21 protein-coding genes are annotated in these 22,992 nt (G+C 72.8%); 10 read left to right on the top strand and 11 right to left on the bottom strand.

Annotated elements, in window-relative coordinates; genetic code table 11:
* The first annotated feature begins 5 nt into the window (after positions 1 to 5).
* The 4 genes from BMZ82_RS02195 (at position 6) to BMZ82_RS02180 (ending at position 4,173) form a co-directional block, all read left to right on the top strand.
* The gene (locus tag BMZ82_RS02195; RefSeq protein ID WP_177244339.1) at positions 6 to 929 is read left to right on the top strand and encodes a MurR/RpiR family transcriptional regulator; all 924 of its coding nucleotides are present in this window, start codon (positions 6 to 8) and stop codon (positions 927 to 929) included.
* 185 nt (positions 930 to 1,114) lie between these two features.
* A complete protein-coding gene (locus BMZ82_RS02190) occupies positions 1,115 to 1,492 on the top strand; it encodes a hypothetical protein (RefSeq protein ID WP_093770965.1) in 378 nt (125 codons plus the stop codon).
* 100 nt (positions 1,493 to 1,592) lie between these two features.
* A complete protein-coding gene (locus tag BMZ82_RS02185) occupies positions 1,593 to 3,968 on the top strand; it encodes a SpoIIE family protein phosphatase (protein WP_093770963.1) in 2,376 nt (791 codons plus the stop codon).
* 25 nt (positions 3,969 to 3,993) lie between these two features.
* Positions 3,994 to 4,173, top strand: coding sequence for a hypothetical protein (locus tag BMZ82_RS02180; protein ID WP_093770961.1), 180 nt, complete (start codon positions 3,994 to 3,996; stop codon positions 4,171 to 4,173).
* A gap of 10 nt (positions 4,174 to 4,183) precedes the next feature.
* Here BMZ82_RS02180 and BMZ82_RS02175 read toward each other — a convergent pair whose 3' ends face one another.
* Together BMZ82_RS02175 and BMZ82_RS02170 are read right to left on the bottom strand one after the other, a co-directional pair.
* On the bottom strand, positions 4,184 to 5,047 hold the full coding sequence (locus BMZ82_RS02175) for a peptidoglycan-binding domain-containing protein (protein ID WP_256251710.1): 864 nt from the start codon (positions 5,045 to 5,047) through the stop codon (positions 4,184 to 4,186).
* A 56-nt stretch (positions 5,048 to 5,103) separates the two neighbouring features.
* Positions 5,104 to 5,931 carry an ATP-grasp domain-containing protein gene (locus BMZ82_RS02170; RefSeq protein WP_093770959.1) on the bottom strand — a complete coding sequence of 276 codons (828 nt, stop codon included), beginning with the start codon at positions 5,929 to 5,931 and terminating at the stop codon, positions 5,104 to 5,106.
* Between the two features lie 231 nt (positions 5,932 to 6,162).
* Here BMZ82_RS02170 and BMZ82_RS02165 point away from each other — a divergent pair, with 231 nt between their 5' ends.
* From BMZ82_RS02165 to BMZ82_RS02150, 4 genes are all read left to right on the top strand, one after another.
* Entirely contained in the window at positions 6,163 to 7,011 is an 849-nt protein-coding gene (locus BMZ82_RS02165) for a bifunctional methylenetetrahydrofolate dehydrogenase/methenyltetrahydrofolate cyclohydrolase (protein WP_093770957.1), read from the top strand.
* A gap of 91 nt (positions 7,012 to 7,102) precedes the next feature.
* A complete protein-coding gene (locus tag BMZ82_RS02160) occupies positions 7,103 to 7,933 on the top strand; it encodes a TetR family transcriptional regulator (protein ID WP_093770955.1) in 831 nt (276 codons plus the stop codon).
* Positions 7,934 to 8,045: 112 nt separating this feature from the next.
* On the top strand, positions 8,046 to 8,462 hold the full coding sequence (locus BMZ82_RS02155; protein WP_093770953.1) for a Zn-ribbon domain-containing OB-fold protein: 417 nt from the start codon (positions 8,046 to 8,048) through the stop codon (positions 8,460 to 8,462).
* A 205-nt stretch (positions 8,463 to 8,667) separates the two neighbouring features.
* Positions 8,668 to 11,439 carry an alpha/beta hydrolase family protein gene (locus BMZ82_RS02150; protein WP_093770951.1) on the top strand — a complete coding sequence of 924 codons (2,772 nt, stop codon included), beginning with the start codon at positions 8,668 to 8,670 and terminating at the stop codon, positions 11,437 to 11,439.
* Positions 11,440 to 11,541: 102 nt separating this feature from the next.
* Here the strand turns inward: BMZ82_RS02150 and BMZ82_RS02145 are convergent, their stop codons facing one another.
* The 3 genes from BMZ82_RS02145 to BMZ82_RS02135 all read right to left on the bottom strand — a co-directional run bounded on the left by BMZ82_RS02145 (position 11,542) and on the right by BMZ82_RS02135 (position 14,479).
* Positions 11,542 to 11,937 (bottom strand): PPOX class F420-dependent oxidoreductase, encoded by a 396-nt coding sequence (locus BMZ82_RS02145; protein ID WP_093770949.1) that lies wholly within the window; start codon positions 11,935 to 11,937, stop codon positions 11,542 to 11,544.
* Positions 11,938 to 11,963: 26 nt separating this feature from the next.
* A complete protein-coding gene (locus tag BMZ82_RS02140; protein ID WP_093770947.1) occupies positions 11,964 to 13,211 on the bottom strand; it encodes an enolase C-terminal domain-like protein in 1,248 nt (415 codons plus the stop codon).
* Between the two features lie 86 nt (positions 13,212 to 13,297).
* A complete protein-coding gene (locus BMZ82_RS02135) occupies positions 13,298 to 14,479 on the bottom strand; it encodes a MalY/PatB family protein (protein ID WP_093770945.1) in 1,182 nt (393 codons plus the stop codon).
* A 203-nt stretch (positions 14,480 to 14,682) separates the two neighbouring features.
* Here BMZ82_RS02135 and BMZ82_RS02130 point away from each other — a divergent pair, with 203 nt between their 5' ends.
* The gene (locus BMZ82_RS02130; RefSeq protein ID WP_093770943.1) at positions 14,683 to 16,080 is read left to right on the top strand and encodes a S1 family peptidase; all 1,398 of its coding nucleotides are present in this window, start codon (positions 14,683 to 14,685) and stop codon (positions 16,078 to 16,080) included.
* A 102-nt stretch (positions 16,081 to 16,182) separates the two neighbouring features.
* Here BMZ82_RS02130 and BMZ82_RS02125 read toward each other — a convergent pair whose 3' ends face one another.
* The 5 genes from BMZ82_RS02125 to BMZ82_RS02105 form a co-directional block, all read right to left on the bottom strand.
* Positions 16,183 to 16,353 carry a hypothetical protein gene (locus BMZ82_RS02125; RefSeq protein WP_093770941.1) on the bottom strand — a complete coding sequence of 57 codons (171 nt, stop codon included), beginning with the start codon at positions 16,351 to 16,353 and terminating at the stop codon, positions 16,183 to 16,185.
* A 130-nt stretch (positions 16,354 to 16,483) separates the two neighbouring features.
* A complete protein-coding gene (locus BMZ82_RS02120; RefSeq protein WP_093770939.1) occupies positions 16,484 to 17,179 on the bottom strand; it encodes a L,D-transpeptidase family protein in 696 nt (231 codons plus the stop codon).
* A 176-nt stretch (positions 17,180 to 17,355) separates the two neighbouring features.
* Positions 17,356 to 18,270 (bottom strand): SDR family oxidoreductase, encoded by a 915-nt coding sequence (locus tag BMZ82_RS02115; RefSeq protein WP_093770937.1) that lies wholly within the window; start codon positions 18,268 to 18,270, stop codon positions 17,356 to 17,358.
* 139 nt (positions 18,271 to 18,409) lie between these two features.
* A complete protein-coding gene (locus tag BMZ82_RS02110) occupies positions 18,410 to 19,039 on the bottom strand; it encodes an MBL fold metallo-hydrolase (RefSeq protein WP_093770935.1) in 630 nt (209 codons plus the stop codon).
* On the bottom strand, positions 19,039 to 20,127 hold the full coding sequence (locus tag BMZ82_RS02105) for an S-(hydroxymethyl)mycothiol dehydrogenase (protein WP_093770933.1): 1,089 nt from the start codon (positions 20,125 to 20,127) through the stop codon (positions 19,039 to 19,041). The genes BMZ82_RS02110 and BMZ82_RS02105 overlap by 1 nt, the downstream gene beginning before the upstream one ends.
* A 159-nt stretch (positions 20,128 to 20,286) precedes the next feature.
* Between BMZ82_RS02105 and BMZ82_RS02100 the strand changes: the two genes are divergently transcribed.
* Positions 20,287 to 22,044, top strand: coding sequence for an ABC transporter ATP-binding protein (locus tag BMZ82_RS02100; protein ID WP_093770931.1), 1,758 nt, complete (start codon positions 20,287 to 20,289; stop codon positions 22,042 to 22,044).
* Between the two features lie 46 nt (positions 22,045 to 22,090).
* On the opposite strand, the gene BMZ82_RS02095 is transcribed toward BMZ82_RS02100, so the two are convergent.
* Complete coding sequence (locus BMZ82_RS02095) at positions 22,091 to 22,906, bottom strand: (2Fe-2S)-binding protein (protein ID WP_093770929.1); 816 nt, start codon at positions 22,904 to 22,906, stop codon at positions 22,091 to 22,093.
* Positions 22,907 to 22,992 lie beyond the last annotated feature (86 nt).

Raw genomic sequence — 22,992 nt, 5'->3', positions numbered from 1 at the left:
CACAGGTGCCATCGCCGCAACAGGCACGTGCACAGGCGTCCGCGATCACCTCGGGCAGAACCGGTCCGGAGACGGAGGTGTCCCCGACCTCCCGGCTCCGGGCCCTCTTCGACGGCCCCCATCTGTCCCCCGGCCAACGGCGCATCGCCCAGTATTTGATCGAGCACATCAACGAGGCCGCGTTCCTGTCGATCACCGACCTCGCGGAGCGCGTCGGGGTCAGCCAGCCCTCGGTGACCCGGTTCGCCGCGGCGGTCGGCTTCAGCGGGTATCCGGCGCTGCGCGAGCGGCTCCAGTCGATCACGCTGGGCGCGCTGTCCGGCGGTCCGGCGACGGCCGAGGTGAACCGGAGCAACGAGCTGCAGGCGGCGGTCGACGCCGAGATCGAGAACCTGGAGAACCTGCGGCGCGACTTCACCGACCCGGACCGGATCATCGACGTCGGCCGCAAGCTGTCGCAGTCGACGCCGCTGACCGTCGTGGGCCTCAGGATCTCCGCCTCGCTCGCCGAGTACTTCGCCTACGCCGCCCGCCGGGTCCACCCGGACGTCCGGCTGGTGACCCGGGGCGGCAGCGTCGCCTACGACGCCTTGTTGCAGTCCCGGGCGGCGGGCGGGACCTGGGTGCTGGCGTTCTCGATGCCCCGGCACGCGCAGGAGACGCTGACCGCCGTACGGGTCGCGCGCGCCGCCGGTCTCAAGGTCGCGCTGATCACCGACCTGGCGCTGGGTCCGATGGCCGACGAGGCCGACGCGACCTTCGCCATCGGCACCGGCTCCCGCCTGGTCTTCGACTCCTACGCGGCCCCCGGCGTGATGGCGGCGGCGCTGCTCCAGGCCATGAGCGACGCGGGTCCCGAGCGCACCCAGGCCCGGCTGGAGGAGTACGAGAACATCGCCGAGCAGCACCAGTTCTTCCTGCGCGAGTGACCGGCGCCCCGCAGCCCCGCCCGAGCCCGAGAGCAGCCCCCCTCCCACGGAAAGAGCCGGGGACCATCGCGAACATTTGGGGAATGAATGTTTTCATACTCCTTGCAAAGAAGTCGGCATATATAAATACTGCTCCGGACTGTCGGTCCACTGGCAACGACGCCACACACCCGGAAGCGATCCTCATGACTCTCACGACGACGACTCGCATCAGCGCGGACTGGCCGTGCCAGGTAAAGACGCCCGGCAGCTACGACTGGGAGCGCTCGGCGGCCAAGTGGCTGCGCGAACTGGTGCCCGCGCGCTACGCGAGCTACCCCGCGCTGCTGCGCCACCCGGTGCTGCTCGCCCGCCATGCGCAGATCCAGGTGCAGAACGAGGTCCGGGTGGCCCGCACCGCGCTGCAGACGGCCCGCGCCGACCTGCCCCGGCTCGGTCTGCCGGAGTCGGTCATCGAGCACACGATCAAGATGTACGCGGCCGAGGTCATGCAGTTGCAGCACATCGCCCGCAGCGTCCGCGCGGTCACCCAGGCCCTCGTGGAGCACGGCTCCGGGCGCTGAACGAGGCGATCCGCGCCACCGCCCCGACCGGCATCGGGCCTGGCCGGGGCGTCGCCGTAAGACCCCGATCGATCCCGGGTCGGTGTGCCATGCTCGAGGCGTGACGAGCGAACCCGCCCTGCCCGCGCAGTCCGGCGGCGTGCCCGACCTGGCGGCGCTGACCCGGGTCGTGGCGCGCCAGCGCGCGGAGTTGGACCGGCTCCAGGATCTCGCGGCGACCTCGGCCGTGGTGGAGCGCGCCAAGGGCGCGGTGATGGCGCAGCTCGGCTGCTCGCCGGACGCCGCGCAGGAGGAGCTGCTGCGGCGGGCCAAGAGCGCGCGGCGCACCCTGCTGGAGGAGTGCTGGATCCTCCTCGGCGCCCTCGCCCCGGCCCCCCGCACCGATCCGGAGCCGACTGCGCCCGACGCGTCCACCTGGGCGGTCGTGCCCGCGCCGGCGGTCGGCGAGAGCGCCGCCGACGTGCTCGGCGGTCTGGGCCGGGCCCTCGTGCGCGTCGGCACCCCGCACGAACTCGCCCGGTGCCTGCTCGACCGGCTCGCCCCGGACGTGGGCGCCGACGCCGTGCTGATCTACGCGCGGCTGCCCGCCGGCGGACTGGAACTCGTAGGGCACGCCGGCCTCGACGACACGCTCGCCGCGCAGTGGAGCCGGGTGCCGCCGCTCGGCGGGATCGCCGCGCTGGACGTCCTGGACACCGGCGAGCCGCGCTGGCTGGAGGACCCCCGCGCGGACGCGAAGCGGTACCTGCTGATCGGGGACCCGCCCGAGCGGTGGGGGTCACGCGCCTGGCTGCCCGTGGCGACCGGGGACACGGCCGACGTCGCGCTCGGCGTCCTGCGCCGCCGCGAGGGCGTCTTCCCGCCCGACGTCCGGGACCGCCTGCTGGCCGTGGCCCGGTTGTGCGCGGGCCCGCTGCGAGCGTTCGCCGCCCGGCGCACTCCTACGGCGGGGGCGGCCGCGGACGCCGTGCAGACGGTGTTCGACCGGCTGCCGGTCGCCGCCGTGCTGCTCGCCCCGCTGCGCTCCCCGTCGGGGAGCGTCGAGGACTTCCGCATCGACGCCGCGACCGGCCTGACCTCCGACACCGTGGGCCGCAGCGGGCGCGAACTGGTCGGTCTGCGGCTGCTGGAGTGCCGGCCGGAGATCGCCGACGAGCCGCTCTGGCAGGGCTGCCTGGACACTCTGTCCGGCGAAGGGCCGTACGAGGGCGAGCCGTTCGCCCGGCAGCAGGTGGTGGCCGGGGTGAGCGAGCTGGCCACGTACTCGGCGCGGGCGGCGCGGCTGGGCGACGGGCTGGTCGTGAGCTGGGTCCGGCACGACCCCTCCGACCGGCAGGAACAGCGGCTGGCGGACGTGCAGCGGCTGGGCAACCTGGGCTGGGCGACCTGGAACCTGGTCACCGGCGAGGCGAACTGGTCCACCCAGGTCTTCACCATCTTCGAGCGGGATCCCGCCCACGGCGTCGTCCCGCTCGCCCGCTTCCCCCGCCTCGCCCTGCCGGAGGACGTGCCCGTGCTGGTGCGTGCCGTCGGGGAGCTGGTGCGCGGCGGGCAGCCGTGCGACGTGCCGTTCCGGATCGTCACCCGGGACGGCATCCGGCATCTGCGGGTGGTCGCCGAGGCGGTCGCGGACGTCGACGGCGCGCCCGTCGAGGTGCACGGCTTCGTCCAGGACCTGACCGCGCAGCGCAGCGCCGAACTCGCGCTCGTCGCCAGCGAGCGGGCGATCCTCACCCAGCACGGCGTGCTCCAGGCCGAGCGCACGGTCGCGGCCCGGTTGCAGGACGCGCTGCTGCCGCTGCCGAAGCAGCCCGTGCGGCTGGCCGGGCTGCGCGTCGACATCGCCTACCTGCCCGCGCAGTCCGGCCTCAGCGTCGGCGGCGACTGGTTCAGCGCCATCGAACTGCCCGACGGCGACGCCCTGTTCGTGGTCGGCGACGTCGCCGGGCACGGCATCGGCGCCGTCGCCTCGATGGCCCTGCTGCGGTTCACCGCCAAGGGCATGATCATCACCGGTTCGTCGCTGACGGGGGCGCTCACCCGGCTCAACGCGCTGCTGCTGCACTCCCGCGACCCGCACGGCTCGGCGACCATGGTCCTGGCCCGCTACAGCCCGGCCGAACGGCTCCTGAAGTGGGCGCAGGCCGGTCATCCGCCGCCGCTGCTGGTACGCGGCGGTGCGGCGCGCTGTCTGGACCGCCCCACCGGGGTCCTGCTCGGCGCGACCGACACACCTCGCTACGAGGAGGCGGAGCTCCGCCTGGAACCCGGCGACCGCCTCCTCCTCTACACCGACGGCCTGGTCGAACGGCCCGCCGAGAGCATCGACCGGGGCCTGGAGCGGCTCGCCCGGGTCGCCGCCCACCGCGGCACGGCCGGCCGGGCCCCACTGGACCGGCTGCTCGGCACGATGCTCGACCCCGAGGGCCGCGACGACGTGTGCGTACTCGACATCCGGGTGCCACTGGAGCGGTAGCGGCCCTCAGTCGTCGCCCGCGCCGGTGCGGGTCGAACGGCCCGCCGAGAGCATCGACCGGGGCCTGAAGCGGCTCGCCCGGGTCGCCGCCCACCGCGGCACGGCCGGCCGGGCCCCACTGGACCGGCTACTCGGCACGATGCTGGACCCCGAGGGCCGCGACGACGTGTGCGTGCTCGACATCCGGGTGCCGCTGGAGCGGTAGCGGCCCTCCCTCAGTCGTCGCCCGCGCCGGTGCGGGACTCCAGGTCGCGGCGGGTGTCGTTGCCGTAGACGCCGCTCTCGTCGCCGCGGATGCCGTACCAGAGCTGGAAACGGGCCACGGCCGCGGTCAGGACGGTGTCGTAGCGGCCGTCGGTGGGGCCCTTGGCGTACACGTCCGGGATGCGCAGCAGGCGCTTCTGGAGGTCGAGGACCTCGGGGCCGCTGTCTCCCTCCCGGAGGGTGCCGGTTCCGTCGGGGTCGGCGGGCGCGGCGGCGGTGGGCGCGGCGGCGGTGGGCGCGGCGGTCGGCGTGGCGGCCTGGGTGGCGGTCGGCGCGGGTGTCTCCGCGGAGGCCTCGCCGCCCCGGCCCGGCAGCAGGAGCGCGCAGGCGAAGCCGACGAGCGCCGCCGCGCACACGCCGATCGTGATCGCCGCTCGGCGTCGGCCGGCACCGGAGTCGGCACGCGCCGCGCTTCTGGCGTCGGCCCTGCTCGCAGGCCTGTTCGTGGGCGTGCCCGTGGGCCTGTTCTTGGGCCTGCCCACGGGCTTGTTCGCGGCCCTGCTCGGGGACCCGCTCGTGGCCGGGCCCGGCATGGCCGCGGGGCGCGGGCGCTCGCTGGCCCAGTCGCGGTCGTCGCGTGGCAGCAGCGTGGCGGGCGTGCCCTGGCCCACCGGCGGGAACTCCTCCGTCGGCGCCTCGTCCACCGCCCGCTCGACCGGCAGGGAGATCGCCTCGTAGGAGTCGGTGTCCTGGGTCAGCTCGGTCATCTCGCGGAACAGCTCCGCGAGGGCGTCGGTGTTGCGCGGTCGCAGGACCCGGATGGGCTCCACCACCGCGCGGTCGTGCGGCTGTCCGGATTCGTCCCGTGTCGGCACGCTCGTCTCCCTCCCGTGAGTCCCCCGGAGAGATACGGGCGGGCGGGCCGCCGGGTTCAGTGCGCGAGGAAGCGGTGCAGGGAGCGGGTCGTCGCGGCGACGAAGGCGTCCTGCCCGGCGTCGTCGAGGGCGTCCAGGGACAGATACGGGTTGAGGTCCTCCAGCTCCACCAGCAGCAGTTCGCCGTCGGGGGCGCGGCAGGCGTCGACGCGCTGGATGCCGTGGGCGAGACCGTTCCAGTCGACGAAGCGACGGGCGAACTCCAGGTCCCGTACAGCGGGTTGGTACGGCTGGAGCTGCCAGCGGCGGTCGGGGTCCGGGGCGTACACGGCGTACTGGAAGTCGTGGTCGACGTAGACGAAGGAGACCTCGTAGGCGAAGTCGACGCACGGCTGGAGCAGGACCGAGCCGTCGGCCAGGGCGGCGAGGGCGTCGGGTGCGACGATCCGCAGGCCTATGGAGTCCGCGCCGAGCTTGGGCTTGACCACGTACCGGTCGGACTCGGGCAGGCGGTGCAGATCCTCGGCGCGGTCGACGGTCGGGATGACCGGGAACCCCTCGGCGCTCAGGTCGAGGAGGTACTGCTTGCCCGCCATGTCGGCGCGCCCGGTGAGCGGGTTGTAGACGCGTACGCCGTCGTGCAGCGCGCGCTCCCGGAAGGCCTCGTACTCCTTCAGGTAGCCCAGCACCGGGCCGCTGTTGCGGACGACGACGCCGTCGAAGGCGTGCATCAGGGCGGCGGCGTCCTTCGGATGGCACAGGGCCAGGTCGAAGTCCGCGCGCAGCCGGGAGGTGAGGAACACGTCCTCGTCGCAGTACCGGCGGCCACGGGCGGGGTAGGAGAGATCCGTGACATAGAGGAGCCGGGGGCGGGCGGCGGGCATACGGATCTCCTGGCGGCTGCGGCTGTCGGCGGAGTGCAGGGTGTGCGTGGGGCGCGTGGGGCGTGTGAGGTGCGGAAAGGTTACGTCAGAGGGTGCGCCGTGCCCCGGGCGGGACGGCCCCGGCGGGCGGGGGCGGGGAGGGGCGGGAAGGGACTCCTGGGCGGCGGTGGACGAGCGGGCCGTACGATGACAGGACCGTCGTTTTTCCTCCTGAAGGGCTCGTCGACTCCCGTGACCACCGCAACACTTCTCGACGGCAAGGCAGCCGCGGCCGACATCAAGAGCGAACTCGCCCTCCGCGTCCAGGCGTTGAAGGAGCGCGGCATCACTCCGGGGCTGGGCACGATCCTCGTCGGCGACGACGCGGGCAGCCGTTCCTACGTGGGCGGCAAGCACCGCGACTGCGCGCAGGTCGGCATCGCCTCGATCCGGGTCGAGCTGCCCGCCGACGCCTCGCAGGCCGATGTCGAGGCCGCCGTGCTGCGGCTCAACGCCGACCCGGCGTGCACCGGCTTCATCGTGCAGCTTCCGCTCCCCGCCCAGATCGACACCCATGCCGTGCTGGAGCTGATCGACCCGGTCAAGGACGCCGACGGGCTCCACCCGACCAACCTGGGCCGGCTGGTGCTCGGCATCCCGGGTCCGCTGCCCTGCACCCCGCGCGGCATCATCGACCTGCTGCGCCGCAACCACGTGGCGATCACCGGCCAGCAGTTCTGCGTCATCGGCTGCGGGGTCACCGTGGGCCGGCCGCTGGGCCTGATGCTGACCCGCAGCACCGAGCACGCCACGGTGACCCTGTGCCACGAGGCCACCCAGGACACCGCCGCGCACGCCCGCGAGGCGGACGTGGTGGTGGCCGCGGCGGGCGTGGCGCACATGGTCAGGCCCGACTGGATCAAGCCCGGCGCGACCGTGCTGTCCGTGGGCCTGACGCGCACGGTCGAGGGCATCCTCGGCGACGTCCACCCGGACGTGAGCGACATCGCCGGTTCCTTCGCGCCGCCGATCGGCGGGGTGGGCCCGATGACCCGGGCGATGCTGCTGACCAACGTGGTGGAGGCGGCGGAGCGGATCTGAGGCCGGCCCAGCACCCCGTAGGGGGCACTCGGTTCCCCCTACGGAGGGAACCGAGTGCCATCGGTGCCGCTCGGGTGTTACGTTCCCGACCATGAGCGGCACTCGAAAAGCGGCGGAGGCCAAGCCTCCCATGCGGGACGCCCTGGCCGCGGCGGCCTTCCGGCTGTTCCTGGAGCGGGGCTACGAGCAGACCACCGTCGACGAGATCGTGGCGCTCGCGGGGGTCGGCCGGCGGTCCTTCTTCCGCTACTTCCCCTCCAAGGAGGACGTGGTCTTCCCCGACCACGAGCGGTGCCTGACCGACATGACCGCCTTCCTCGCCGCGAGCGAGGCGGACGCGGAGCCGGTGCGGCGGGTCTGCGACGCCGCCCGGCTGGTGCTGCTGATGTACGCGGAGAACCCCTCCTTCTCCGTGCAGCGCTACCGGCTCACCAAGCGGGTGCCCGGGCTGCGCGCGTACGAACTGTCGGTGGTGTGGCGCTACGAGCGCGCCCTCGCCGAGTATCTCCGGAGCCGCTTCACCGGCCGTCCCGACGGCCACCTGCACGCCGACGTGATCGCCGCCGCGGTCGTCGCCGCCCACAACAACGCGCTGCGTTCCTGGCTGCGTTCGGACGGCCGGGGCGACGCGGGCGCGACCGTCGACCACGCGCTGAGCTATGTCCAGTCGGCGTTCGGCACGGCCCCGACCGCTCCGGCCGGCGCTACGACCACCCCGACCGGTCCGGCGGCGCCGGCGGCCGTGGCGGTGTCGGCGCCGCCCGCCGACGGGTGGGCGGAGGACGTCGTCGTGGTCGTGTCCCGTCGCGGAGCGCCCCTGTGGCGGGTGGTGCAGGAGATCGAGACCACGCTCGGCCGGGACCGGATCCCGCCGGGACCGGATTCCTCAGGGGCAGGGGTCCGAAACAAAGGGGTGAAATAGGGGTACGCAGTGCCTTTACGCGTGGCACTGAGTGTCATACGGTGTGGGGCGTGCACGGTGGCACGGCGAGCCGCGCACGTGGATTCCGGCCGAGTGCAGGGAGTTGACCCGCGTGTACCACCACCCAGGAAACGCCGTCCAGCAGGCCGCCGGCGGCGCGGCGGCGGGCGTCCTCGACCGCAGGGCCGTCGACGGCGACACGATCCTCTTCCAGCGCTGCACCTGGTGCGGCACCGCCATGTACCAGCGGCTGCTGTGCCCGGTGTGCCAGGGCAGCGACCTGCGCACCGAGAGCAGCGCGGGCACCGGGACGATCCGGCACGCCACGGTGGTGCACCGCAACACCCCCGCCGCGCGCAACGTGTCGCTGGTCGAGATGGCCGAGGGGTTCGTCGTCCGGGGCCGGGTCACGGGCCCGCTCATCGCGATCCACAGCGGCGACCGCGTCCGGCTGTCCACGGTCAAGGACCCGGTACGGGGCGAGCCGGTCTTCCAACTGCTCGACGAGCCCTACCGGGGCTGGCACTAGGACGGCGCTCGGGCGACCCCGGGCCCCGACCCCGCGCCCGGACCCGACCGCGACCGCGACCCGCCGACTGGCCGGTTTCTTGTCATGCTCGGGCAGAGTCCGCCGGCACAGGCAACCCACAGGTGCCGTTTCGGGTTCCTTCGGGGCGTGAGGGGCTCCCGGTACGGAGGGGGCTCCCACGCTCCGACTGTTGAGGAGTGGACCCTTGATCCGTGCCCGGCGCATAGGTGTCACCGCTGTGGCCGCACTCGCGGCCCTGGCGGGAACACCGGGACTGGCACAAGCACAACAACCTTCCGGGACAAGGCCGTTGGCCGCCGCCACCGACAGCGCACTGCCGCCGGGGTGGCAGGTCGCCGGGGCGGGCGACGCGCGTGAGCTGGTGTGGCGGTCGCCCAAGCCCGTGCCCGTCGGCGACGCCCGCGTGGAGTTCCACGCGGGCGACCGGCTGCTCGGCGTACCGAGGGCGGGGAAGGACGGCCGCACGTTCCGGCTCTCCCTCGACCAGGTCGGCGACACCCCCCTGACGGACCTCCAAGTACAGGCGAGCGGCCGTCGGCTGGACGCGCCCGCCGACAACTCGGCCACCGGCAAGCGGCGTTCACTCGCCCCCGGGCGGCCCCCGGCCGCCGCGCCCGCCAACTCCGTGGACCCCGGCAAGCCGGGCGCGTACCGCACGGTCAGCGGCGAATACGCCCTGGCCCCGGTGAAGTTACCGGGCCTGCCGGAGCCCGTCGAGATGCAGGCCGTGGTGGTCGCGCCCAAGGGCGTCACCGGCAAGCGGCCGCTCGCACTGTTCCTGCACGGCCGGCACACCACCTGCTACACGCCGGGCAGCGACGAGCCCGACATCTCCTGGCCCTGCCCGGCGGGCATGAAGTCGATCCCTAGCTATAAGGGTTACCTGAAGGACCAGCAACTCCTGGCCTCCCAGGGCTATGTGACGGTGTCGATCTCGGCGAACGGCGTCAACGGCCAGGACGGGACCCTCGACGACGCCGGCGCGCAGGCCCGTTCCTCGCTGGTCCGGCAGCACCTCGCCAAGTGGGCCGACTGGGCCGCCCACCCGGCCGCCGCCCCGGCGACGGTGCCCGACGCGGCGAAGGCCGACCTCTCCCGCGTCCTGCTGATCGGCCACTCGCGCGGCGGCGAGGGCGTCAACCGGGCGGCGCTGGACAGCCTTTACCCGGCGCCCGCCGCGCAGGACGGCTACCACGGCCCGGTCCGCTGGAAGATCCGCGGCACCGTCCTCATCGGACCGACCATCTTCGGCCAGAATCCGGTCGCCGACGTCCCGTCCACGACCATCCTGCCCGGCTGCGACGGCGACGTCTCCGACCTCGAGGGCGAGACGTACCTCGACGGCACCCGCGGCATCAGCAACGGCAGCGCCCTGCACAGCGCCGTCTACGTCGTCGGCGCCAACCACAACTTCTTCAACACCGAGTGGACGCCGGGCAAGTCCGTGGCGCCCTCCTTCGACGACTTCTTCGAGGACCCGGAGCAACCCGACCCGGTGTGCTCCACAGGCGCGGCGACCCGGCTGACCGCCGACCAGCAGCACCAGGCCGGCGCCACCTACATCGCCGCCGCGGCCCAACTGTTCGTGGGCGGCGACGACCGGGTGCGCCCGCTGCTCGACGGCACCGGACTGCGGGCCCCCTCCGCCGACCCGGCCCGCGTCCTGACGCACGCGGTCGGCGCCCGCCGCACGGGCGGTTTCGTGCCCGACGGCGGAGTCGAGGTGACCGGCGGCCGGGTGTGCTGGGCCGACTCCGACCTGGCCAGGTCGTGTCTGGACAACGACGCCGAGGGCAGGTCCCCGCACTTCCAGTACTGGGACCTGGAGAACGACTCCGGCAAGAGCGCGGTCGCGCTGAAGTGGTCCACGCCGGGCACCCCGGCGAAGATCACCTCCACCGCGCCCGTCTCCCTCGCCGGGGCCAAGAGCCTGGCGCTGCGCGTGTTCGTACCGCCGAACACCACCGGCACCACGCTGGACGTGTCCGTCACCGACACCGCCGGTCGCCGCGCCGGGCTCGGCCAGGTCACCGTGGACGGGCTGCCTGGCTCCTCCCGCACCGCCTCCTACTGGGCCCGCGAACTGCGCGTCCCGCTGACCGCCGCCGGCCGCGCCCGGCTCGACCTCAGGCACGTCAAGTCCCTTGAACTGACCCCGCGTTCGGGGTCCGGGCAGGCCTGGCTGATGGACGCCTGGGGCTGGGCCCCCGGCACGCCGGCGGTGCGGGCGGCGGCGCTGCCGCGCGTCGACATCGGCCGCATCACGGTCAAGGAGGGCGACTCCGGCACCCGCACTTACCACGTCCCGGTCCAGGTGTCCGGCCACGGCAAGGGCACGGCCCGCTTCTACGTCATCGACCAGGCGACCGGCGAGGCCACGGAGAAGGTGGTCCCGGTCCGGCCCGGCGGCACCCCGATCGACGTGGCGATGGATGTGAAGGGCGACACCCGCTTCGGCTACGACGAGGAGCAGAACCTCCTCGTGAAGGCCGTGCGCGGCGCGGTCGTCGGCTCGTACAAGGGCGGCGTCACGGCGCAGAACGACGACCCCGCACCGAAGGTCACGCTGACGCCCGTCACGGACCGCGTGACCGAGGGCGGGGCGCTGAGCTGGCAGATCTCCCTCTCCGAGGCCGCCGACGTGGACCTCTGGCAGCCGGTCCTGGTGCTCCCGGTCACCGACGGCGCCGAGCTGTCCACGAAGGACGTGGACCCGCAGTGGCTGCTGGACTACGCCGGTGAGCTGCCCGACCCGGAGCGCCCGCTGTCCAAGACCAGCCTGTGGGTCTGGATGACCGTCCCGGCCGGTACCGACGGCACCGACTTCACCGTACGGACGGTGCCGGACGAGGTGGCCGAGCCGACCGAGTCGATGCGCCTCACGCTGACCGACGACAACGCCGACCCGCTACCGGACCAGCCGATCCTGACGGGAACGGTCCTGGACGCGCCGTAACCCGCGGGGCAGGAAGGCAGGAAGACATGAGGGGGCGTGGGCCGCGCGGTCCGCGCCCCCTATCTTCCACATACCCTCCGCCCGCTCACAGCCCCTGCCCGCTCACAAAGTGATGCGGATCCCGACGGTCCCGTCCAGGCCCCGGCGCAGTCGGCTGCCGAGCAGGGTGAGGCGGCCGGCGATGCCGTACTTGCGGGCGAGCAGTGTGCGGTAGCGGGCGGTGGTCTCGGCGTCGCAGATCTCGGCGGTGGCGGGGATCTGCTCGCCCGTCGGCCTGCCGCGCACGTCGCACGGGCCGACGAGGACGTCGCCGCGGGCCCGGATGCGCTTCACCTTCCAGGACTCGGCGACCGACCAGACGCCGAGCGCGGCCCCGTCCCGCACCACCCACACCGGGGTGGCGACCCCGGTTCCGTTCTTCCGGTAGCTGGTGATCAGCAGGTACTTCCCCGCCGCCAGCCGATCAAGCGCCTTGCCGTCCGTACCCGCGTCATCCATGCCCGCAGTCTAGGCAGCGGCGCCGGTCACCACCTCGGCAGCCGCAGCTCGTAGTCGGGCCGGATCCGCCGCATGTACCCGGTGTCGTCGCGGCGGCTCATTCCCGAGTCGAGGTAGCGGCGGTGCAGGCGGTCGAGGGCGTCGTGGTCCAGCTCGACTCCGAGGCCCGGCCCGGTCGGCACCCGCACCGCGCCGTCCGCCACCTCCAGAACGCCGGGGACGATCACGTCGTCGGCGCTGTTCCACGGGTAGTGCGTGTCGCAGGAGTGGTCGAGGTTCGGGATGGCCGCGGCGACATGGGTCATGGCGGCGAGGCTGATGCCCAGGTGCGAGTTGGAGTGCATGGACAGGGCGATGCCGAACGCCTCGCAGACAGCGGCCAGTTCACGGGTGCGGCGTAGTCCGCCCCAGTAGTGGTGGTCGGTGAGGAGGACCTGGATCGCGTGCTGCTCGATCGCCGGCCGCAGGTGTTCCCAGGCGACCACGCACATGTTGGTGGCCAGCGGCAGCGGCGAGTCCTTCGCGACCGCCGCCATGCCCTCGATGGTCGCGGTCGGGTCCTCCAAGTACTCCAGTACGCCGTCGAGTCGGCGCGCCACGTACGTCGAAGTCCCCACCGACCACGCCGTGTTGGGGTCCAGCCGCAGGGGCTGGCCGGGGAAGGCCTCGGCGAGCGCCTCGATGGCGGCGATCTCGTCGTCCGGCGGGAAGACGCCGCCCTTGAGCTTGAACGAGCGGAAGCCGTACCGCTCCTGCATCAGCCGGGCCTGTTCGACGATCCCGGCCGGGTCGAGGGCCTCGGGCCAGTCGTCGCCGATGGCCGGGCGGCCGTCGAGGGCGGGGTGTTCGGCCCACTTGTAGAAGAGGTAGGCGGCGAACGGCACAAAGTCGCGCACCCGGCCGCCGAGCAGATCGCAGACGGGCCGGTCGAGCAGCTTGCCCTGGGCGTCCAGGCAGGCGACCTCGACGGCCGAGACGGTCCAGCCGCGCTCGTGGGAGCCGGGCACGGTCGGCAGCAGGGCGGCGTCGATCGCGGCGGAGACGGCGGTGGTGTCGAACACGTCGAGCCCTACGACGGTCCGCGCGGCGATCTCGAGCCGTTCCAGCCGCACCGCGCCGCCCGTCGACTCGCCGAGCCCCACCGTGCCGTCCTCCAGCACGAGTTGGAGGATCACGCGCAGGGCGAGCGGCTCGTGGACGCCGTTGGAGTTGAGCAGCGGAGGGTCGGAGAAGACGATGGGCGTGACGATCAGTTCCCGGATACGGGTGCGCACGCCCCGACCACCTCCAGTCACATCCGTGAACACACTTCACGAATCTAGATAGGAGCGCCCAAGCTACGAATCCTCTCCACCGCATGTCAAGACATGACGGCCGCCGCCATCCGTCGTACGCCCTCGGTGAGGATCTCCGGCGAGGTGGCCAGGTTCAGGCGGACGTGCCCGGCGCCGCCCGTGCCGAAGTCCGGCCCGGAGCTGAGGGCGACCCGGCCGCGCTCCAGGAAGACCGCGGCCGGATCGTCGCCGAGGTCCAGCGCCCGGCAGTCGAGCCAGGCGAGGTAGGTCGCCTGGCCCGGCCGGTACCCGACGCCGGGGAGGTGCTCGGCCAGGAGGGCGGTGAGCAGGCGTCGGTTGTCGTCCAGACCGGCCAGCAGGGCGTCCAGCCAGGCCGTGCCCTCGCGCAGGGCGGCGGTGTGGGCGAGGACGCCGACGTGACTGGGCCCGTGGCCGACCTCCTCGGGCAGCAGGGCCAGGTCGGCGGCCGCGGCGGGGCCCGCGACGGCCAGGGCGGCCTTGAGCCCGGCCAGGTTCCACCCCTTGGACGCCGACATGAGCGACAGGCCGTTCTCCGCGCCGGGGACGGCGAGGTAGGGCACGAAGTCGACGCCGGGGGCGGTGAGCGGGGCGTGGATCTCGTCGGCGACCACCCGGACGCCGTACCGCCCGGCGAGCGCGGCGAGCGCCGTCAGCTCCCGGGCCGTGTGCACGGTGCCGGTGGGGTTGTGCGGGCTGCACAGCAGGTGCGCGGCGCGAGAGCCGCCGGCGACCGCCCGCCGGTACGCCGACTCCAGCGCGTCGAGGTCGAGCCGTCCGCCGGCGTCGAGGGGCGCTTCGACGATCCGCCGGTCCAGGTGCTCGACGAACGGGAAGAACGGCGGATACACGGGCGGGTTGACGACCACCGGGTCGCCGGGCCCGGTGACCAGTCTCAGCATCTCGACGACGCCCAGCATCACGTCGGGCACGATCGCCGTCCGCTCGACGGCGAGCCCGTCCCACCCCCACCGCCGCGAGGCGAACCCGGCCAGCGCCTCGGCGTAGGCCGTACCGGCCGGATAGCCGGTGTCGCCGAGCGCGAGGGCGTCCGTCACCGCGCGGACGACCGGCTCGGCGAGGGGTACGTCCATCTCCGCGACCCACAGCGGCAGTACGTCGGCCGGGTGGGTGCGCCACTTCATGCTGGTCCGGCGGCGGAGCCGGTCGAGGGTGAGGGCCTGCAAGGGGTTCGGTTCGCGGGGCGTCTCGTGCGGGGTCGTGGTCATGGGGCACAAGATAGGGGGCCGTGGCGTGACCTGGGATCATGCGAACGCGACAACTCGGCCGCGCCGCGCCGGGCCCTCCGCCAGATGTGATCACTTCCGGGCTGAACGCTGCCGGGTCGCGGCACGTATGGACGGTGAGGGCGCTCAATGACCGGAGGGCCCCGCGGTGTTGAGGCCGCGCGTTCGGGTTTCGGGAGCCATGCATGAGGCACGTACGACGACGGACCGTCCGGCGAGTGACGCGGCTGGCGGCCGTCGGCGGACTCCTCCTGGGAGGGGTCATGGTCACGCAGGCGGCCATGGCGAGCGAACCACCTGCCGCGTCGGCGGGGCCACGCAGCAAGGCGGAGTCGGTCGTCACCAATCCGGGGGCGGCGCTCGTCGCGAAGCTCGGCACCGGGCGTACGGCGGGCACCTGGCTGAACGCGGAGGGGCGACCGGTCGTGGCGGTCACCGACGCGCAGACGGCGGACGCCGTGCGGTCGGCGGGCGCCGAGGCAAAGGTGGTGTCGCACAGCATGAACGAGCTCAAGTCGGCTGCGGCGACGCTGCGTTCGGCGCCCACGGTGCCCGGCACGGCCTGGGTGATGGACTACCGGACGAACCAGGTGATCGTGCAGGCGGACACCACGGTGTCGGCCTCCGACTGGTCGCGGTTGACGAAGACCGCCACCGGCATCGGCAGCTTCGTGCGCATGGAGCGCACCACCGGGAAGTTCACCACCCGGATCAACGGCGCGCAGCCGATCCTGTCGACGGGCGGTCGCTGTTCGGCCGGCTACAACGTGACCAACGGATCGAACGACTTCATCCTCACCGCCGGGCACTGCGGGCCCACCGGTTCGACCTGGTTCGCGGACAACCAGGCCAAGCAGCAGGTCGGCCAGACGGTCAACTCCAACTTCCCCGGCAGTGACTTCTCGCTGGTGCAGTACGCGAGCGGCAAGGCGGGCGCCGGCGCCGACGTGGTGGCGATCGGCAACGGCAACGGAGTGCGGATCACGGGCACCGGTGACGCGGCCGTCGGCCAGCGGGTGTTCCGCAGCGGCAGCACCAGCGGGCTGCACGACGGCGAGGTCACCGGCCTCGACGCGACCGTCAACTACCCGGAGGGCACGGTCGGCGGGCTCATCGAGACGAACGTGTGCGCCGAACCGGGCGACAGCGGCGGCCCGATGTTCTCCGAGGGCGTCGCCCTCGGCATCACCTCGGGCGGCAGCGGCGACTGCAAGACGGGCGGTACGACGTTCTTCCAGCCGGTGACGAAGGCGCTCGCCCAGCTCGGTGTGACGCTGATCGTGGCCGCGCCGTCCGACGCCAACAAGCAGGGCACCGATCCCACGGCGTCCGACGCCCCCCAGCCGACCGCCTCCTCCGAGGCGGCGCTCTCCCCGGGCGACGCCTCGCCGGGCTCGACCACCCCGGTGACGAGCACCGACGCCGGTGTGACGCTCGCCTCCCGGCTCACCGACCCCCGCAACGTCGGCCCCGGTCTGCTGGTCATCGCGGGCAGCATGGTCGCCTTCGTCGCGGCCCGCTACATCCGCGCCGAACAGGACCGCAAGGCCTACCAGCGGCACTACTCGGCGACGTGGGGCTAGGACCCGCCCCCCGGCAGGCAGCAGGCCCCGGACAGCGAAAAGGGCACCCGGTCAGGGTGCCCGCTTCGGTAGGGGAGGCTCGGCGGTTCTCGGGAGCGTCGGTCAGGCCGCTTCGACCGGCTGGGGCGCGGCGGCCCACTCCAGGACGAGCCGCCGATATTCCTCGCGCTGCTCGACACTCAGTGTCCCGCCGGACCGGAGCCACAGGGCCCTGATCTCCTCGTTGACCTCCGCGGCCGATCGCTCGGAGAGTGATTCAACAGTGGTGGACATGGTGTGAATCTTACGGCGTCCCCGGTGAAGGCCACGTGAGTCATCACGAACGTACCGGACAAAACGGACGTGTTACTGATCACGTCGATCTGTCAACCCCCGTGGCCCTCTTCACCCTGCCAGGGTGCGCTCAGGTGCCCGGCTTGCGGCCGTAGACGAAGACGTCGTCGCCGTTCTTCAGCAGCGACCAGTACTTCTTGGCGGTCGTGGTGGTCATGTTGACGCAGCCGTGCGAGCCCGGCGGGTTCCACATGCTGAGACCGACCGAGTGGAAGGCCTGGCCGCCGTCGAAGAACTGGCTGTAGGGCATCGGCACGTTGTAGATCGTCGAGACGTGATCGATGTGCCGCCAGTAGATCTTCTTCAGACCGGTGCGGGTCTCGTACCCGTCGCGGCCGGTGCGGACCGGGACGGGCCCGTAGACGAGCCTGCTGCCGTCCTGGATCCAACTGAGCTGGAGGGTGAGGTTGACGCAGGCGATGCGGCCCTTGTTGGTCGGGCAGGCGCCGGCCTTGTTGGGCTTGTTGCCCACCGCCTTCTGCTTGTTCATGAGGTCCATCACACCCCAGGTGACAGGCCCGGCGTAGCCGATGTTCGGGGTGATGCCGTGCTTGTTCTGGAAGGCCTGGACGGCCTTGCAGTCGGCGGTCGACTGCCGGCCGTCGACGAGCCGGCCGAGGAACTTCTCCACCTGCTTCTGGTACGGCCCGGCCTGCGTCGTACAGCTCGCGGCCTGCGCCGGAGCCGCGCCCAGCGCGAGTGTCAGCGGCGCCACCAGGCCGGTGACCCCGAGCACGACGGCCCCTCGTCTGCGTATGTCCCCCATGACTGCCCTCTCCCTGGCCCGTTTACGGCGATCTCGTCAACCTAGACCGGCGTACGGGGGTCGCGGTTGTAGTACCGCCCAAGCTGTGACGAAACAGTGAACTTCCTGTCCGTCGAGGACGTCGTCCACACCGGTGCCGAACAGCCCGGAGCCCGCCGGGAGTTGCGCGGCCGCGCTCAGCGGTAGCCCGTCGGGTCGGCCGGCTTTCCCGCGTCCTGGACCTCGACGAGGTAGCGCCAGGCGTCCGGGCGGCTGCCGTCGAGGTCGGTGAAGCCGTACACCGGGGCGAGGCCGCCGCTGGAGAGGGACCGTCCGTTGTGGCGGGCGACGTCGGGGTCGGCGGCGAGGGCGGCGACGGCGCGGCCGACGTAGCGGGGGGTCTCCGAGATGGCGAAGTGGGGGACGCGTTCGAGGGCGTCGCGCCAGTTGTCCTCGCGGACCCCGAACTGCTCGAGCATCAGCTCCGAGCGCAGCCAGCCGGGGGTGAGCGCGACGGCGGTGGCGCCGCGCGGGCCGAGTTCGTGGCCGAGGGCGAAGGCCATGCGCAGGACGGACGCCTTGGCGAGGTCGTAGAAGAAGTTCACGCGGTAGGTGTCGCGGTTGTACTCGGCGGTCCCGTCGGTCATCTCGACGACCAGGCCGCCCGGGTTGCGCAGCAGCAGCGGGAGGGCGTGGTGGCTGGTGACGGCGTGGGTCTCGACGCCGAGGCGCAGCATCCGCAGTCCGTTGTCGAGGTCGTGCTCCCAGACCGTGGCGTCCCACTCGAAGAGGGTCTCACCGCCCCAGATGTCGTTGACGAGGACGTCGAGGCGGCCCTGCTCGGCGGCGATGCGGTCGACGAGGGTGCGGACCTGTGCGGGGTCGAGGTGGTCGGTGGGGACGGCGATGCCGTGCCCGCCCGCCTCGGTGACCAGGTCGGCGGTGTCCTCGATGGTCTCGGGCCGGTCGTATTCGGAGCGCCGGTCGCGGGTGGTGCGTCCGCTCACGTAGACGGTGGCGCCGGCCGCCCCCAGTTCCACGGCGATCCCGCGCCCCGCGCCCCGGGTCGCCCCCGCGACCAGTGCGGTCCTGCCCTCCAGCGGCCCTGACATGTCCGGCCTCCCTGCCTCGTGCGAGTGGTGTCCCACGAGGGTCCCCGGAAAGCCGGACATCTCCTGTCGCCTTTCGGCGGCTCTCACCCGGCCGGGCGCAGAACCCGGCGCGGGTGCGGTCCGGTGGCCGCGGGTCCGGTCAGTGGCCGCGGGCGATCCATTCCTCCAGGTGGGGTGCCTCCGCGCCGATGGTCGTCGCGTCGCCGTGGCCGGTGAGCACCTTCGTCTCGGGCGGCAGGGCGAGCAGCCGGTCCCTGATGGACGTGATGATCGTCGGGAAGTGGGAGTAGGAGCGGCCGGTGGCGCCGGGGCCGCCGTGGAAGAGGGTGTCGCCGGTGAAGAGCACGCCGAGCCCGGGGGCGTACAGGCAGACCGCGCCGGGCGCGTGCCCGGGGGTGTGCAGGACGGTCAGGTCGGTGCCGGCGACCTCGATGACCTGGCCGTCGGCCAGGTGGGCGTCGGGCTCGCGGTCGGGATGCGTGAGCTTCCACAGCGGCAGATCGTCGGGGTGCAGCCAGATCTTGGCGCCGGTGGCGGCGGCGAGGGCCGGCGCGGCGGAGACGTGGTCGTTGTGGGCGTGGGTGCAGACGACGGCCGTCAGTCTGCGGTCGCCCACGGCGGCGAGGATGGCGTCGGCGTCGTGCGCGGCATCGATGACGACGGCCTCGTGGTCGTCGCCGACGATCCACACGTTGTTGTCGACGTCCCAGGTGCCGCCGTCGAGGCTGAACTGGCCGGAGGTGACGAGGTGTTCGACGCGCGCGGTCATCACAGCACCACCACCGAACGCAGCACGTCGCCGTGGTGCATCTTGTCGAACGCCTTCTCGATCTCGTCGAGTTGGATGGTCTCGGTCACGAACGCCCCGAGGTCCAGGCGGCCTTGCAGGTGCAGGTCGATCAGCATCGGGAAGTCGCGGGAGGGCAGGCAGTCGCCGTACCAGGACGACTTCAGGGATCCGCCGCGTCCGAAGACGTCCTGGAGGGGCAGTTCGAGCTTCATCTCCGGGGTGGGCACGCCGACCAGGACGACCGTGCCGGCGAGGTCACGGGCGTAGAACGCCTGCCGGTAGGTCTCCGGGCGGCCGACCGCCTCGATGACGACATCGGCGCCGAAGCCGCCGGTCAGCTCACGGATCGCCTCGACCGCGTCGGTCTCGCGCGAGTTGACGGTGTGCGTGGCGCCCATCTTGCGGGCCGTGGCCAGCTTGGTGTCGTCGATGTCGACGGCGATGATCTTCGCCGCGCCCGCCAGGTTCGACCCGGCGATCGCCGCGTCGCCCACTCCGCCGCAGCCGATGACGGCGACCGTGTCGCCGCGGCCGACGTTGCCGGTGTTGATCGCCGCGCCGATGCCGGCCATCACGCCACAGCCCAGCAGCCCGGCGACGGCGGCCGACACGGACGCGTCGACCTTCGTGCACTGTCCGGCCGCGACGAGCGTCTTCTCGGCGAACGCGCCGATGCCGAGGGCCGGGGAGAGCTCCTGGCCCGTCGAGGCGAGCGTCATCTTCTGCTTGGCGTTGTGCGTGTCGAAGCAGTACCAGGGCTTGCCCCGCAGGCAGGCGCGGCACCGCCCGCAGACCGCGCGCCAGTTCAGGATGACGAAGTCCCCGGGCGCGACGTCCGTGACGCCCTCGCCCACCGACTCGACCACGCCCGCGGCCTCGTGGCCGAGCAGGAACGGGAAGTCGTCGTTGATGCCGCCCTGCTTGTAGTGCAGGTCGGTGTGGCAGACCCCACAGGCCTGGATCTGCACCACGGCCTCCCCGGGGCCGGGGTCGGGGATCACGATCGTCTCGACCCGTACCGGCTCGTTCTTGCCCGGTGCGATGACACCGCGTACTTCCTGCGCCATGGTGTTTCACCCTTCCTTCTGCGGCTCCCCCGTCCCCCTCGACCCTAATCGCAACTGATCAGTAAGGGCAGGTGATCATTTGCACGAAATGGCGCGGCTGCGCGGGCGGGGGCCGACGTAGCCTGAGGGCTCCGACCGGCCGACCCCCCGAGGAGCCCCGTGACCATCGCAGAGACCGTCGGCGGCCGGCCCCCGTGGCGGCTGTTGCTCGACTATGTGCGGCCGCACCGCCGGGCTCTGCTGGCGGGTGCGGCGCTGTCGCTCGTCACGGGCGCCACCGGGCTGCTTCTGCCGCTGGTGGCACGGGGGTTGATCGACGACCTGGGCCACGACCGGGCGATAACCGGCGCGTTGCTGGCGCTGACCGCGCTGGTGGTCGCCAACTCGGTGCTGGGCGCGCTGGGTTCGTACATGTTGCAGCGCACGGCGGAGTCGGTGGTGCTCGGTGCCCGGCGGACGCTGTCCTCGTATCTGCTGCGGCTGCGGATCCCGGCCGTGGACCGCAGCGAGCCCGGTGACCTGATGGCCCGCATCACCTCCGACACGACGCTGCTGCGCGCGGTCACCACCGAGTCGCTGGTCGGCCTCGGCACCGGCGGTGTGACGCTGGTCGCCACGGTCGTGATGATGGGCCTGGTGGACCCGGTGCTGCTGGGGGTCACGCTGGCCGTGATCGTGTGCGCGGGGACCGTCCTCGGGGTGATCGTGCCGCGCATCAACCGCGCGAGCAGGCGCGCGCAGGACGCGGTCGGAGTGATGGGGGCCTCGCTGGAACGGGTGCTGGGCGCGTTGCGCACGGTGAAGGCGTCGGGCGCCGAGCACCGTGAGGAGGCGGCGCTGCACACGGCGGCCGAGGAGTCCTGGCGGCAGAGCGTGCGCGCCGCCAAGTGGACGGCCGCCGCGGGCAACACGGCGGGGCTGGCGATGCAGACCGCGTTCATCACCGTCCTCGCGGTGGGCGGGGCGCGGGTCGCGACGGGCGCGATCGAGGTCGGCACGCTGGTGGCGTTCCTGCTGTACGTCTTCTATCTGATGTCGCCGATCCAGGAGGTCGTCGGCGCGGTCACCCAGTACCAGACGGGTTCCGCCGCCCTGAGCCGGATCCAGGAGGCGCTGCACCTGCCCGCCGAGCCGGCGGCGTCCCGCCCCGCGCCGCTGCCCTCCCCCGCCGCCGAACCGGCCTCGCTCGCCTTCACCGACGTCCGTTTCCGGTACGCCGACGACCTGCCGTACGTCCACCACGGGGTGACGTTCGACGTGCCGGCCCGGGGCATGACCGCGTTCGTCGGGCCGTCGGGCGCGGGCAAGACCACGGTGTTCTCGCTGATCGAGCGGTTCTACGACCCCGAGTCCGGCACGATCACCGTCGACGGCCGTGACCTCGACGACTGGGAGCTGTCCCACCTGCGCTCCGCCATCGGTTACGTGGAGCAGGACGCGCCCGTGCTGTCGGGCTCGCTGCACGACAACCTGCTGCTGGGGAACGCGGAGGCGGACGACGACACGGTGCGGCGGGTGCTGAAGACGACCCGTCTCGACGCCTTGGTCGAACGGCTGCCGCAGGGGCTGGACACGCTGGTCGGGCACCGGGGGACGAAGCTGTCGGGCGGTGAGCGCCAGCGCGTGGCCATCGCCCGCGCCCTGCTGCGCCGGCCACGGCTGCTCCTGCTCGACGAGGCGACGTCCCAACTGGACGCGGTGAACGAGGCGGCACTGCGCGACACCGTCGCGGACGTCGCCCGGACGACCACCGTGCTGGTCGTCGCGCACCGGTTGTCGACGGTGACGATGGCCGACCGGATCGTCGTCATGGACGCGGGCCGGGTCCGCGCGGTGGGCACGCACCGTCAACTCGTGGCGGGCGACCCGCTCTACGCGGAGCTGGCGGCGACCCAGTTCCTGTCGACGGTGGAGTGAACGGGCGGCGGTTCGGGTTCGCGGGTGCGCACGATCGGGGCAGACGCTAGGCGAGCCGTCGCAGGCGTTCGGCGTCGGTCGTGCGGGGGCAGGTCAGGCAGGCCTCGGCCGACTTGACGGCGTAGAACATGCAGCAGCCGCTGCGGGTACGCGTGGCGTGCCGGCCGCCGTGTTCGTCCGTGAGGTACCGGAAGTCGGCCCCGGCCGGGTACGGGGACAGGCCGTCCGGGAGTACGGCGGTGGCCGCGCGCATCCCGTCCTCCTCGCTGCCGAGGACCCGGCCCAGGTACCACAGGCCGGAGACGAGGTCGTCGCCCACCATGCCCCACAGGGCGCGCGAGCCGCGCCGCGCGACCGGGGCGAGCGCGGCCAGGAGGGGCGCCATGTGGTCGGTGACGGCGGAGCGCAACTCGGCGCGCAGCGCCTCCTCGTGCGGGACCGTGCGGACCCCGGGCCGGCCGGTCTGCGGGGCCCCGGCGAGGCGGGCGAGGTCCGCGCGGGGCGTGATCGTGTAGGCGCCCGTGGCGAGGTCGAGCCCGATGTCCTCGAGCCGGATCCGGGGCACCGTGCGCTCCAGGTACCAGGGTCCGCTGGTCAGCAGGGCGACGGACCAGGCGTAGTCGTGCAGGGCGCGGGAGGCGGCCACATGCCGGGGTACGGCGGCGCCGTGCCGGTCGCGGATGCGGTCGGCCTCGGCGTCGACGAAGGCGTCCAGGATCTCCTGGTCCTTCGTCAGATCCACAGCGGTGACGCCTGTCCGACCGTCCGTCACATCGAGCACGTCGACGGCCAGGACGTCGCAGAGGCCGGTCAGCCGCCGGTACACGTCACCGAGGGCACGGGTCTCCAGGGTCACGGGCATCGGCACTTCCTTACTCGGCACTCCGCCACAGCGAGATCAAGTAAGCCTTACCTTAGTGGGTGCGGCGAGGAAAATGATCACACGGG

The sequence above is a fragment of the Streptomyces sp. yr375 genome (assembly GCF_900110755.1).
GTDB lineage: Bacteria > Actinomycetota > Actinomycetes > Streptomycetales > Streptomycetaceae > Streptomyces.
This window is presented reverse-complemented; position numbering and strand designations above follow the sequence as displayed.